Annotated in this window: 13 protein-coding genes; 7 read left to right on the top strand and 6 right to left on the bottom strand. The window is 60.3% G+C overall.

The annotated features are described in order from the left end of the window. The first annotated feature begins 24 nt into the window (after positions 1–24). The 6 genes from ACQZ5N_RS20645 to ACQZ5N_RS20620 all read left to right on the top strand — a co-directional run bounded on the left by ACQZ5N_RS20645 (position 25) and on the right by ACQZ5N_RS20620 (position 4,142). Positions 25–1,188, top strand: coding sequence for a cell wall hydrolase (locus ACQZ5N_RS20645; RefSeq protein ID WP_448733961.1), 1,164 nt, complete (start codon positions 25–27; stop codon positions 1,186–1,188). 270 nt (positions 1,189–1,458) lie between these two features. Continuing rightward, positions 1,459–1,824 (top strand): AtpZ/AtpI family protein, encoded by a 366-nt coding sequence (locus ACQZ5N_RS20640; protein ID WP_448733960.1) that lies wholly within the window; start codon positions 1,459–1,461, stop codon positions 1,822–1,824. A 60-nt stretch (positions 1,825–1,884) separates the two neighbouring features. Then, a complete protein-coding gene (locus ACQZ5N_RS20635) occupies positions 1,885–2,634 on the top strand; it encodes a F0F1 ATP synthase subunit A (RefSeq protein WP_003521045.1) in 750 nt (249 codons plus the stop codon). 72 nt (positions 2,635–2,706) lie between these two features. Next, on the top strand, positions 2,707–2,934 hold the full coding sequence (locus tag ACQZ5N_RS20630; protein ID WP_003494147.1) for a F0F1 ATP synthase subunit C: 228 nt from the start codon (positions 2,707–2,709) through the stop codon (positions 2,932–2,934). A 79-nt stretch (positions 2,935–3,013) separates the two neighbouring features. After that, complete coding sequence (locus tag ACQZ5N_RS20625; RefSeq protein WP_059760786.1) at positions 3,014–3,655, top strand: F0F1 ATP synthase subunit B; 642 nt, start codon at positions 3,014–3,016, stop codon at positions 3,653–3,655. A 1-nt stretch (position 3,656) separates the two neighbouring features. After that, positions 3,657–4,142, top strand: coding sequence for a F0F1 ATP synthase subunit B (locus tag ACQZ5N_RS20620; protein ID WP_020810758.1), 486 nt, complete (start codon positions 3,657–3,659; stop codon positions 4,140–4,142). A gap of 332 nt (positions 4,143–4,474) precedes the next feature. Here the strand turns inward: ACQZ5N_RS20620 and ACQZ5N_RS20615 are convergent, their stop codons facing one another. The 3 genes from ACQZ5N_RS20615 to ACQZ5N_RS20605 all read right to left on the bottom strand — a co-directional run bounded on the left by ACQZ5N_RS20615 (position 4,475) and on the right by ACQZ5N_RS20605 (position 7,880). Continuing rightward, positions 4,475–5,650 (bottom strand): peptidase S41, encoded by a 1,176-nt coding sequence (locus ACQZ5N_RS20615; protein ID WP_448733959.1) that lies wholly within the window; start codon positions 5,648–5,650, stop codon positions 4,475–4,477. Positions 5,651–5,732: 82 nt separating this feature from the next. Continuing rightward, complete coding sequence (locus ACQZ5N_RS20610) at positions 5,733–6,386, bottom strand: ribonuclease HII (RefSeq protein ID WP_448733992.1); 654 nt, start codon at positions 6,384–6,386, stop codon at positions 5,733–5,735. A gap of 336 nt (positions 6,387–6,722) precedes the next feature. Beyond that, the gene (locus tag ACQZ5N_RS20605; protein ID WP_020810756.1) at positions 6,723–7,880 is read right to left on the bottom strand and encodes a PA0069 family radical SAM protein; all 1,158 of its coding nucleotides are present in this window, start codon (positions 7,878–7,880) and stop codon (positions 6,723–6,725) included. A 289-nt stretch (positions 7,881–8,169) separates the two neighbouring features. Between ACQZ5N_RS20605 and ACQZ5N_RS20600 the strand changes: the two genes are divergently transcribed. Further along, positions 8,170–8,688: a glycosyltransferase family protein gene (locus ACQZ5N_RS20600; RefSeq protein ID WP_003521054.1), complete on the top strand. Its 519-nt coding sequence runs from the start codon at positions 8,170–8,172 to the stop codon at positions 8,686–8,688. 13 nt (positions 8,689–8,701) lie between these two features. Here ACQZ5N_RS20600 and ACQZ5N_RS20595 read toward each other — a convergent pair whose 3' ends face one another. Genes ACQZ5N_RS20595 through ACQZ5N_RS20585 form a run of 3 tightly spaced genes read right to left on the bottom strand, consistent with a single transcriptional unit; the run spans position 8,702 to position 11,825 of the window. After that, the gene (locus ACQZ5N_RS20595) at positions 8,702–10,135 is read right to left on the bottom strand and encodes an FAD-binding oxidoreductase (protein WP_448733958.1); all 1,434 of its coding nucleotides are present in this window, start codon (positions 10,133–10,135) and stop codon (positions 8,702–8,704) included. Positions 10,136–10,185: 50 nt separating this feature from the next. After that, the gene (locus ACQZ5N_RS20590; RefSeq protein ID WP_448733991.1) at positions 10,186–11,163 is read right to left on the bottom strand and encodes an L-threonylcarbamoyladenylate synthase; all 978 of its coding nucleotides are present in this window, start codon (positions 11,161–11,163) and stop codon (positions 10,186–10,188) included. Between the two features lie 53 nt (positions 11,164–11,216). After that, positions 11,217–11,825, bottom strand: coding sequence for a DUF6656 family protein (locus tag ACQZ5N_RS20585; protein WP_059760871.1), 609 nt, complete (start codon positions 11,823–11,825; stop codon positions 11,217–11,219). Positions 11,826–11,982: the final 157 nt, after the last annotated feature.

The raw sequence follows: 11,982 nt of genomic DNA, 5'->3' as shown, positions 1-11,982 counted from the left end.
CTGGTTTTGCGTTCGAAAAGAGTAATGCGTCGTCGGTCCCCCGTGTCCCTTCAGGGGTGGGCGTCAAAATGGACCTCGCCCGTCGTCTTCGGCCTTGCCGCCTGGCTCGTTTTTCCCTCCCTCGCTGCGCGCGCGGATCTGGCCTCGCTTCTGGCCGGTCTTGATAATGGCGGCGAGCAATGGCGCATGGTGCTGACAGCCTCTCCGGCGGGCTCGGTGCACAATGCCTCGCTCACCTTTAACGATGCGGCAGGGGAGGCGGCGCTGCAGGGCGGCGGCATGACCCTGCCCAATGGCAGCAAGGTCGCCTTCGTCACCAACAAGAAGGGCGAGGCAACGACGCCCGACAGCGAGCGCGTCAACCGCGCTGCCAAGAAGGGCCGCATCGTCGCCACCGAAATCATGCAGCCGCCCAAGGCCTTCACCGCCGGTTCCGTCCTGCAACGCACCAGCATGCTGGGTATCGAGCCGCTGAAGCGCAAGGACCGCACCGCTTTCGTCAAGCCGAAGCGCGGCAAGGATGTGGAACTCGCCTCCTTCTATTTCCGCCGCGAGGAAAAGAAGGCGGACAGAAGCGTCTCGCCGATGCTGGCCGAACTCATCACCAATCGCACGCCGGATATTCTCGCCACGGCCTATGCGCCGGCCGAACCGGATTTCGCCCGCGAGTCGCCCTTCGACGCCATTCTCAAAAAGCCCGAGGCTGGCCGTTTCGTGCCGCAGATCGCCGAGGACGACCACGCCTGGGCGGCCACCCCGCTGCCCGCCAGCGTGTTTTCCGCAGCCGAACAGCAATGCCTCGCCTCCGGCATCTATTTCGAGGCGCGCGGAGAATCGGTGAAGGGGCAGGCGGCGGTGGCGCAGGTCATTCTCAATCGCGTGCGCAATCCCGCTTATCCGAAAACCATCTGCGGCGTCGTCTATCAGAACAAGGACTGGCGTAACCGCTGCCAGTTTTCCTTCGCCTGCGACAATATCAAGGACCGGGTGAATTCCGAACGCCACTGGAAAATGGCGCGCGAAGTGGCCATGGCCACCACCGCCGGCAAAATCTGGATGAAGGAAGTGGGTTCGGCAACCCATTATCACGCCGTTTATGTGCGTCCCGCCTGGGGCCGCACAATGAAGAAGGTCGGCAGAATCGGATTGCACGTCTTTTACCGTACCTATGGTGGCGGCTGGAGCTGATACCACCGCCGATTTATCGCATTTTGCGTGTCAAAAATGCCGATTCCCTGGTGAAACATCGCCGCCAAACCGCGATTTGATGTCAAGCTGTTGTTTTTGCATGATTAATTTGTGTCAAAACAACCGCTCGCAGTGCCTTGACTAGAGAAGCCCCTAAAACTATGTTGCGCGCGACTTCAGAGCGGGCTGGAACAGGCTTAATCCGTCACCGTTTACAACTCCAAAGGGTTCTGGCATGGCTGGAACGGAGAAAATGGGTGGGATTTTAAGATGACTGGCAACCGTGACGATAGTCTGGACGAGCGCCGCAAGCGCCTTGCTGACGAGTTGGCGAAGGTGAAGGCGGAGGATGAGGCGGAAGTGAGGGCGGAGACCAACGCTGCGGAAAGCCGGAAGGGCTTTGCGATGGCGGTTAAGCTCTCATCGGAGTTCATTTCGGCCATCGTGGTCGGCGCTATGCTGGGTTATCTTCTGGACTATTTTGCCGGCACGACGCCGTGGGGGATGATCGTTCTTCTTCTTCTCGGTTTCTGCGCAGGCGTATTGAATGTGTTGCGCTCGATCGGCGCGGTGGCCAAGCCGCCGCTGCTGGAGAAGGCGGACAGGCGAGACGAGGGTGGAAAAGGCGGCGTTTAAGCTGTTTTTTCTTGCAGTTGAGATGCCGCGACAGGCGGCGACAGGTAAAGAGGGCAGCCGGTGGCAAACGATCCGACCCATCAGTTCTTGGTGCAGCCGATCATTCCGATCGAAATTGGCGGCGTCGATTTTTCCTTCACCAATGCGTCGCTCTTCATGGTCGCGACCGTGGCTGCGGCTTCCGGTTTCCTTTATTTCGCAACGTCGAACCGCGGTCTGATCCCGACCCGCATGCAGTCCGTCGCTGAAATGTCCTATGAATTCATCGCCTCCATGCTGCGCGAAGGCGCCGGCAAGAAGGGCATGGTGTTTTTCCCCTTCGTCTTCTCGCTGTTCATGTTCGTTCTGACGGCGAACCTTCTCGGCATGTTCCCGTATTTCTTCACGGTCACCAGCCAGATCATCGTCACCTTCGCGCTCGCCTGCCTCGTCATCGGCACGGTCCTGGTTTACGGTTTCTGGAAGCATGGCCTGCATTTCTTCGGCATCTTCGCCCCCTCGGGCGTGCCCAAGGCGCTTTTGCCGCTTGTGGCGTCGATTGAAATGATCTCGTTCCTGTCGCGCCCGATCAGCCTTTCGGTTCGTCTCTTCGCGAACATGCTGGCCGGCCACATCACTCTCAAGGTTTTCGCAGGCTTCGTCGCCTCCATGAGCGCGCTCGGCGCGCTCGGTGTCGGCGGTGCTGTCCTGCCTCTCATCATGACGGTCGCCATGACCGCTCTCGAATTTCTCGTTGCCTTCCTGCAGGCTTATGTCTTCGCGGTACTGACTTGCATGTACCTGAACGACGCCGTGCATGGTGGTCACTGAGAAGTAAAGTCGCTGGCCCCGGCAACGGGCGTCAAAAACAGCCGCAACAACCAATATCTCAAGGAGTCTCACATGGAAGCGGAAGCAGCAAAGTACATCGGCGCAGGTCTCGCATGCCTCGGCATGGCTGGTACGTCCCTCGCACTCGGCCGTATCTTCGGTGATTACCTGTCCGGCGCACTGCGCAACCCCTCTGCTGCCGACAGCCAGTTCGGCCGTCTGGTATTCGGCTTCGCCGTTACGGAAGCTCTGGGCATCTTCTCGCTGCTCGTTGCTCTCCTTCTCCTGTTCGCTGTTTAATATCGGCATCAGGTCTGGATCACGGCCCGCAACTGGCGTGCCGTGATCCTTCGCATTTGCAGTACCCCTGGAGGTGAGCATGTTCGTGACCGAGGCTTATGCCCAGTCAGCACCGACCGTAGGTGAAACGCATACGGAAACTCCGGCTGTCGGCCAGCCGCAACCGGAAGCCACGCACACGGAAACCGGTGTGGCGCACGGCGCCGAACACGGCGCTTCCGGCGTATTCCCGCCGTTCGACCAGTCTACTTATGCATCGCAGGTTCTCTGGCTGGCGATCACGTTCGGCCTTTTCTACCTGCTCATGCAGAAGGTCATCGTTCCGCGCGTCGGCGGCATTCTCGAAAACCGTCATGGACGTATCGCACAGGATCTCGATGAAGCGGCACGGCTGAAAAGCGAAGCCGACGCTGCCGTCGAAACCTATGAAAAAGAACTCGCGGCAGCTCGCGCCAAGGCAGGCTCCATCGGCGCTGCGGCCCGTGACGCCGCAAAGGCGAAGGCCGATGCCGACCGCGCCGCTATCGAAGCCGGTCTTGCTGAAAAGCTCGCCGCCGCCGAAAAGCGCATTGCCGGCATCAAGGAACAGGCATTCGCCGATGTCGGCGCAATCGCCGAAGAAACCGCGACCGCAATCGTCGACCAGCTGGTCGGCGCCAAGGTCAAGGACACGGACGTCAAGGCAGCGATTGCCGCCGCTTCGAACGTGAAGGGAGCCTGATATGGCATTTGATGCATCATTTTTCGCTCTCGTCGGTCTCGTCCTCTTCTTCGTTCTGGTTGCCTATCTCAAGGTTCCCGGCATGCTCGCCAAGTCTCTGGACGAGCGCGCCCAGAACATCCAGGACGAGCTGGCCGAAGCCAAGCGCCTGCGCGAAGAGGCCCAGCACCTGCTGGCCGAATATCAGCGCAAGCGTAAGGAAGCCGAGGCGGAAGCCGCAGGTATCGTTGCCGCCGCCGAGCGCGAGGCCGCAGCCCTGACGGAAGAAGCCAAGCAGAAGACGGAAGAATTCGTCGCCCGCCGCACGGCCCTTTCGGAACAGAAGATCAAGCAGGCCGAAGACGACGCCATCGGCGCCGTCCGCGCCGCCGCCGTGGATATCGCCATTGCCGCTTCCGAGAAGCTCATTGCCGAAAAGACCACCGCCGCCGCAAAGGCCAAGCTTTTCACCGCCACGATCGGCGAAGTGAAGTCGAAGCTGAACTGAGATTTATCTCGGTATTGTTCAAAACCCCTCCGGCGCAAGCCGTGAGGGGTTTTTTGTTTGAGGTGGTAAAGGCTGGTTCCGGATGTGGTGAAGCCTGAACTATGGAAATGCGGCATTCGCTCCAGCAGGCCTCCCTCGGAGGTGGCGGTGATCGGCTTTGGTGTTTTTGATGCTGAATGTCGGATTGCGCTTCCGCTTTGCGCCAGAAGCGGATGGATGAAGTGTGCGTCGCCTGATTGCCGCGGCGCCGAAAACGAAGGCGGCCATTCCATACCTGGCGCAGCATTTTCCGAGGGTCGACCGTCAACAGTGTGGGCTTAGCCGCCGTTCGTCTAATCGTTCAGACTCTTTAGAACTTGTTGATAGAACGCGCCTTGTGCATTCTCAGCACTGGACCTTACGACCCATTCCCAATCCAAATTCAGTTTTCCTGCCGGGACCAGTTGCTGCGCGATTTCAGCCGGTGTGGTTTCGTCGCTGGTTCCGTTCTCCCAGTCGTGAAAGGCTGATGAGTATCGAACGACCGCTCCGCTGATCGGCAAATCGAGCAACCCTCCCTCGGCAAAAAACCTTAACCCGTCGCCCATTTCTTCCCCGATAAGTTTGAGCCTACGTCCCAAACGATGTTTGAGGATGGCTACAAACACTATCGCTGCGGAAAACGTGAATTTGTCGACAAGCACAGCAACCTGCCTGCCTGCGTTTTCAGAGATGGCGTCGATCAAGGGCATCGTTTGAAGGAAGTCGCCACCGGTGTTTCCGCGAACGTCAATCAAGAGTTTTTTGCTCGGGCAGGTGCTTACATGCTCCGCTGCACCAGAGATGGCCTTCGGCAGCGCAGTTTCGCCTGGATCGAAGAAACTTGGCAATGATATTGAAAGCCCAAGCCCCTGCCAGTCCTTGATCTCCACAAATCTCTCGGGCTTCCAGGCCGGATCAGCCTTACCATGCTCGTTTCTCGGGTAGAGCATCGATGCAGGAACCGTATGCCCGTTCTCCACTTTCAAATCGGTTATCCGCCCATTCTCGTCTTTCACGCGATATTCGGTCGTATTCTCTTTTGAAGAAAAACCGAGGTGGGCCAATGCATACGGCCATGCCAGAAGAATCGGCCCGATGACCCGTTTCCTCTGGCGCGTTCCCGCCAGAAATTTCTCTGCGGCGGCTTCAATTTGGCCCAAAGGTGTGCCGTTGACTGCTATCAGCTCTCCTCTTGGCGCAGTTGTTTCCAGTGCCGTGTCAGTTAACTGTACCACCGTCCCGACGCTCACAAACCTCAGCGGGAGTACCGCGATGGAATCGTTCGGGATCAGCCGTGTGTGTCCGTTGTCGGGAAGTGCGAGCAGGCGCATCGCGGAGAACAGAAAGGCCTCTTTGGAGCCCTCCAAAGCGTATCGTCGAGTGTCACAAATGCAGCTGTCTATCGTCGGTTGTTCGATCCGGCGAAAGCTGGGATCGGTTGGCAGGACAGTTTCCAGAATTTTCTCGAGGTCTTGCGTCAGGGACATGATTTACGGTGCGCATAGTTGCTCGTCGATGTCCAGATCGGGTCGATAGCGGAGGTTCTGGTTGGAACTCCATTACTTGTCATCAATCCCGCTTCAGCGGCCTGAAACTCATCCGGTGCAGCGGGCAGGGCCCGTGGCTTTCGATGGCGCGCAGGTGGGCCGGCGTGCCGTAACCGGCGTGGCCTTCAAAACCGTAGGATGTGTGCACCGCACCCGCGCGTTCCATCATTCGGTCGCGGGTTACCTTGGCGATGATCGAGGCGGCGGCGATGGAGAGGGAGCGGGAATCGCCTTTGATGACGGCTTTGGCCTCGCAGGCAATGCCGGGCGGGCGGTCGCGGCCGTCGGCCAGCACGAGGGCAGGGGAGATTTCGAGACCGAGCACGGCGCGGCGCATGGCGTCGAGGCTGGCGCGCAGGATATTCATGCTGTCGATCAGGCCGGGGCCGGAAGAGGCGACGGATACGATCGAGGTTTCCATGATCTGTACGAACAGGCTTTCCCGCTTCTGCTTCGTCAGCTTCTTGGAATCGTCCATCCCCTTGGGAATATTGTCCGGATCGAGAATGACGGCTGCCGCAACCACCGGTCCGGCCAGAGGTCCCCGGCCTGCCTCATCCGTGCCGGCCACGGGCCAGAGGCCCTTTTTTTTCGCTTCCAGTTCGAAGGAAAAATCGGGGCCGGTATCGGCAAGATCAAAAAGAGCAGGAGAATCGGGTGTGGCCGTGCGTTTCATGCGGCGAAACTGGCACACACACCCGATCTCCTGCAAGCCCCCGGAAGCGGGCGATGACAGGCATGGTGAGCCGGGGTCAAGGGGCGTGGCTCACCGTGCCCCGAAGGTCATCATGACCTTTGATCCTCCAACGGGGCGGCGGAGGAAAAACGATCGCACGCGAGGCGGCGGTTCCGGGAGCGATGTCCGGCGGGCCAGGGAAAACCCGCCGGGCATTTCGTGGGAGCGTGGCCGGTCTAAAAAAGAGGCCGCCGCTCCCTGTCATATTCTGCCTGATATCGCCGCACGTTCCGTATGGTGCTTCGATCAGACGGAGTTGTTTTCAGCATCGGTCTTTCAAAGCAGCGACAATTGCACGCCGGCTCCGCCCGGCGGCACGAAGAGATCGTCGCGCAGGTGGATGCCGCGGCGGATGAGGCCGAGCCTTTTTGTCGCCATCTCGAAACGCCTGCCGATCTGCCAGGCATAGGGGCCGGCGCCCTTCATGCGTTTTCCGAATTCCGCGTCGTAATCCTTGCCGTCGCGCATGGAGCGCACCAGCGACATGACATGACGGTAGCGGTCCGGATAGTTGCGCAGCAGCCAGTCACGGAACAGCGGGCTCACCTCCAGCGGCAGGCGCAAAAGCACATAAGACGCTTCGGTGGCGCCGGCGGCCTTGCCGGCCTCGAGAATACGCTCGATCTCATGATCGTTGAGCGCCGGGATGACAGGCGCCATCATCACGGCCACGGGAATACCGGCCTCGGTCAGCGCCTTGACGGCTTCCAGCCGCTTCTCCGGCGTGGCGGCGCGCGGTTCCATGTTGCGCGCGAGCTTCCGGTCCAGCGTGGTGACGGAAATACCGACCTTGGCGAGCCCCTTTTTGGCCATGGGCGCCAGAATATCGATATCCCGCTTGATCAGCGCCGATTTGGTGACGATGGCGACGGGATGATCGGCCTTGGCCAGCACTTCCAGTATCTGCCGCATGATGCGCCATTCGCGCTCGATCGGCTGATAGGGATCGGTATTGGTGCCGATGGCGATCACCCGCGGCTTGTAGCCCGGCTTTGCCAGTTCCCGTTCCAGCAGCTTTGCCGCATCCGGCTTGGCGAAGAGCTTGGCTTCGAAATCCAGCCCGGCGGAAAGCCCCATATAGCTGTGCGTGGGGCGCGCAAAACAATAGATGCAGCCATGTTCGCAGCCGCGATAGGGATTGATGGAGCGGTCGAAGGGGATATCGGGCGATTCATTGCGGGTGATGATGCTGCGCGGCTTTTCCACCTGCACCTCGGTGCGGAATTCCGGCATGTCCTCGAGCGTCTGCCAGCCATCGTCGAAAACCTCGTGCTGCAGGGTCTCGAAGCGTCCATCCGGGTTCAGCCCGGCGCCACGGCCGCGACGGCGGTCGATCTCGATGCGCAGGCCGGATGCATCGGCCAACGCATTGGCAATATCCGGCATATGGCTCGGCTGGAAGGCAGCCTGCCCCGAAAGCGTATGGTTTCTCATCTGGATGCTCCCAGGACGCCGCACGCCTCTCAAGGCACGCTCAACGCCCTAAATCGTTTCCGTCCGGACAGGCTTTCAACCGCCTTCCGAATGATTAAATTCCTACATCAGGAATGAGAACAATACAAGAACAAAATTGCAAATTCCGGCTCGTTCTCCAGAGATGGATGTGACCGCGACAGGCACGGCCACGTCCGCAGACTTTGCGGTCGGTGGGCATGGACAGCCTTGGATTTTACAGCGATGAGCATAGTGGCAATTTATTGTGCGATGCGTTAGAGCTATGCAGATGTTGACAGTCATAATGGAATGCCGGGATCACGAGCCGGAACTGGCGCACACATTGTCTGCGCTTGTAACCGGGGCCGTGGAAGGGCTTGTAAGCGATGTTGTGATTCTCGATCACGGTTCGCGCGATGGATCGTCGCGCGTCGCCGATGCGGCCGGCTGCCGTTTTTATGGGCAGTGGGACATCGAAGACGTCGTGAAGTCCGCACGCGGCGGCTGGCTGCTTCTGATCGAGCCGGGCGCGCGCCCGCAGGCGGGCTGGATCGACGAGATTCTCGAATATGTGGCGATCTGCGCGCAGCCGGCCCGTTTCTCGCCCTCGCGCTATCACCGGCGCAATGTCTTCAGCCGTATGCTGCGGCGTATTCCGCCATTGGAACACGGATATCTTCTGCCAAAGAAGCATGCGGTGTCGATTGCGAAATCGGGCATGAGCCTGACGCAATTTGTCGGCGCGCAGAAACCGCGCCGGCTGAATGCGGAAATGGTGCCCGCCTGGGCGCTGCGGGCCTCGGCCTAACCTCGGGGCCGCTTTACCCGACCAGAACCTTGCCGGGGTTCATGATGCCGGCGGGGTCGAAAGCGTGCTTGATGCGCCGCATCAGTTCCATTTCGATGCCGGGGCGGATGGCGGCCAGTTCGTCGCGCTTCAATTGCCCGATGCCGTGTTCGGCCGAAATGGAACCGCCAAGCGACAGCACGATGCCGTGCACGATCTCGTTCATGTCTCGCCAGCGGCCAATGAATTCTGCCTTGTTGGCACCCACCGGCTGGGAAATATTGTAGTGAATATTGCCGTCGCCCAAATGTCCGAAGGCGCAGACGCGGGCGCCGGGTATGGCAGCAAGAACCGCCTTTTCCGCCGTCGCCATGAATTCCGGTATTTTCGACACCGGAACAGAAACATCGTGCTTGATCGAGCCGCCTTCGGGTTTCTGCGCCTCCGACATGCTTTCGCGCATGTGCCAGAGAGCCTGCCGCTGCGCTTCGGACGCGGCGATCACCGCATCCTGGACCAGTCCGGCCTCAAAACCGCGCTCCAGCAGCGATTGCATCATGCTATCCGCCGTTTCGGCCGAGTCGGAGGTGGAAATATCGATGAGCGCGTACCAGTCATGCGGCTGTTCCAGGGGATCGCGCACGCCGGGAATATGCCGGGCGGTGAATTCGACGCCGATTCGCGGCATGAGTTCGAAACCGGTGAGCGCCGTGCCGCAGAGATTGGAGGCCATCTCGAACAGCTTCAGCGCATCCTCGGTGGAGGTGAGCCCGGCAAAGGCCACCTGATGGCCGAGCGGTTTCGGGAAGAGCTTCAGCACCGCACCCGTGATGATGCCAAGCGTGCCTTCGGAGCCGATGAAGAGATCGCGCAGATCGTAACCCGTATTATCCTTTTTCAACCGGCGCAGCCCGTTCCAGATTTCGCCGGTCGGCAGCACCACTTCCAGCCCAAGGCAAAGCTGGCGCATGTTGCCATAGGCGAGCACCGCCGTGCCGCCGGCATTGGTGGCGAGATTGCCGCCGATGCGGCAGGAACCCTGCGAGCCGAGCGACAGCGGGAACATCCGCTCCACGGAATCAGCAGCCTTGTGGATGTCGTCGAGAATGCAGCCGGCATCGGCGACGATGATATTGGCGACGGGATCGATATCGCGAACGCGGTTCATGCGCTCCAGCGACAGGATGATGTCCGTTCCTTCGGCACGCGGTGTCTGTCCGCCCACGAGGCCGGTATTGCCAGTCTGCGGCACGATGGCGGTGCCGGTTTCGCTGGCGAGCTTCAGGATGGCGGCAACCTCTTCGACCGAACCGGGCTTGATGAGCAGCGGCGAGGCGCCGCGATAAAGCCCGCGATTTTCCACCAGGCGCGGCGCCATTTCCGCCGGGTCGCGGACCGCGTTTTTTTCGCCGACAATGGCGGTGAAGCGGTCGAGGATGTCGGAGGAGGGGATGGCGGTGGTCGTCATGGGCGGCGTCTCGCTGTCTTTTGAAACATGGGCGAAAGGATTGGGTGCCGTCAGCCTCGCGGCGCGGCGGCGCGGGAAAGGCGGTCGTTGATCGCCTCTCCGAGACCATGGGTGGGAATGGCGGTAATGGCGATCATGTCTGCGCCGCTCGCATCGGCGGCTTTAAGATAATCGAACAGATTGGCGGCGGCCTCGGAAAGATCGCCGGAAGGGCTGAGATCGAGCACGGTGCGCGCCGTGTCTTCGCCGGCAATGGCGATGCCGCCGAAGCGGATCAGCGCTTCGCCCGGCAGAACCGATGTGGCGTGAAGGCGCACGGCCGCACCCGGCGCGTAATGCGAGGCCAGCATTCCCGGCGCTTCAATGGCGGCGGCGGCTTTTTTTGGCCGTTCGAGCCGTTTACCGGCAATGCGCTCTATGTCCGCGGTGACGATGCCGCCGGGACGAAGCAGCCGCACCCGGCCATCCTCTTCCACCTTGACGATGGTGGATTCGACACCGACGGAAGCCGCGCCGCCATCGAGAATGAGATTGATCTTCCGGCCGAGATCCGCCTCCACATGGGAAGCGCTTGTCGGGCTGATCTTGCCGGAACTATTGGCGCTGGGGGCGGCGAGCGGCCTGTCGAAGCGGCGGATCAGATCGCCGGCAAACCCCTGCGGCACACGAATGCCGACCGTATCGAGACCGGCTGTCGCCAGCGAATGAATGTCGCTCGCCGGTTTCAGCGGCAGCACCAGCGTCAGCGGGCCGGGCCAGAAGGCTTCTGCCAGCTTCAGAGATATGGGGTCGAAGACGGCGTAACGTTCGGCCATGGCGATATCGGCCATGTGGCAGATCAGGGGGTTGAACTGCGGCCGGCCTTTTGTCTCGTAAATGCGGGTAATCGCCGCCGGATTGGTGGCGTCGGCGGCAAGGCCGTAGACCGTTTCCGTCGGCAGGGCGATGGGCTGGCCAGCGGCAAGCTCCGCCACGGATGCCTGCAGGGCCGTTTCCCGCTCTTTGTCTATATCGATATGACGCGCCATGATGCTGCCTTTCAGGGCGGTCAATAGCGTATTTCAGAGGCTTATGGAAAGTTTTATATCGCCTTGATGATCCTGCGCATCTCCTCGGACCGCGCGCCGAGCATGAGCACGTTTTTCAGCGCCACCCGCGGATCGTGGGTCTGGAATAGCAGGCCGCCGCGATGGACGGAGGTATCGACGGCGAGTTCCTGATCGGGAAGCGCGTTGATGGCGACGGCGAAATACATCCGCGAATAGCGCGCATCGATATTTTCGAAGAAGTTTTCAGCCCCGCTCAGCTCGGCGAAGAAATTCGCGAAATAGAAGGACCAGAGCACATGGCGCTCGGCGTCGAAGCTGGTTTTCGCCGCCGTGACGTGACAATAGCCGAGATGCGGCCGGTCATTGAGCAGATGGTGAAAAACCATCTTCGGAAAACGGATGGACTGGTGAAAGCCGTTCAGTCGGCTGTGGGTGGCATCGGCGGCAGCTTCCAGCTTTCGCCCGGTCAGCGCAGCCACTTCGTCATGGCTGTAATAGACGCGTTCTTTCGGCAGCCAGCGCTCTTCATAACGGCTGATGCGCCCGGTCCGGAGGAAATCGGAATGCGCGGTCTTCGAGCGTATCGGTGTGAGCGAATGCCTGCTCGCATCGAAATAGCGTATGCGTGTCGCCTTCTCCACCGGGAACACCCTCGTTGCTGTCGATCCGGCAAGATAATTTAGGGCGCGTTAATACTCCGTTGCGCCGCATCCCCCGTTTTTTAATGGGTGGGGAGCAGGATGCGCGCCATCATGCGTCATATTGCGACGTCATTTCCGTCATTGAATAGCTGTCGGA

The sequence above is a fragment of the Agrobacterium sp. 22-221-1 genome (assembly GCF_053522445.1).
Note: the sequence above shows the minus strand (reverse complement) of the source record. Positions and strands in the feature narration are given on the sequence as shown.

What these genes read in the sequence shown, in the direction of transcription:
- ACQZ5N_RS20615 (WP_448733959.1), bottom strand. Translation starts at nt 5,650, where the DNA reads ATGTCCCTGACGCAAGACCTCGAGAAAATTCTGGAAACTGTCCTGCCA.
- ACQZ5N_RS20605 (WP_020810756.1), bottom strand. Translation starts at nt 7,880, where the DNA reads ATGAGAAACCATACGCTTTCGGGGCAGGCTGCCTTCCAGCCGAGCCAT.
- ACQZ5N_RS20640 (WP_448733960.1), top strand. Translation starts at nt 1,459, where the DNA reads ATGACTGGCAACCGTGACGATAGTCTGGACGAGCGCCGCAAGCGCCTT.
- ACQZ5N_RS20625 (WP_059760786.1), top strand. Translation starts at nt 3,014, where the DNA reads ATGTTCGTGACCGAGGCTTATGCCCAGTCAGCACCGACCGTAGGTGAA.
- ACQZ5N_RS20600 (WP_003521054.1), top strand. Translation starts at nt 8,170, where the DNA reads ATGTTGACAGTCATAATGGAATGCCGGGATCACGAGCCGGAACTGGCG.
- ACQZ5N_RS20590 (WP_448733991.1), bottom strand. Translation starts at nt 11,163, where the DNA reads ATGGCGCGTCATATCGATATAGACAAAGAGCGGGAAACGGCCCTGCAG.
- ACQZ5N_RS20620 (WP_020810758.1), top strand. Translation starts at nt 3,657, where the DNA reads ATGGCATTTGATGCATCATTTTTCGCTCTCGTCGGTCTCGTCCTCTTC.
- ACQZ5N_RS20645 (WP_448733961.1), top strand. Translation starts at nt 25, where the DNA reads ATGCGTCGTCGGTCCCCCGTGTCCCTTCAGGGGTGGGCGTCAAAATGG.
- ACQZ5N_RS20610 (WP_448733992.1), bottom strand. Translation starts at nt 6,386, where the DNA reads ATGAAACGCACGGCCACACCCGATTCTCCTGCTCTTTTTGATCTTGCC.
- ACQZ5N_RS20630 (WP_003494147.1), top strand. Translation starts at nt 2,707, where the DNA reads ATGGAAGCGGAAGCAGCAAAGTACATCGGCGCAGGTCTCGCATGCCTC.
- ACQZ5N_RS20595 (WP_448733958.1), bottom strand. Translation starts at nt 10,135, where the DNA reads ATGACGACCACCGCCATCCCCTCCTCCGACATCCTCGACCGCTTCACC.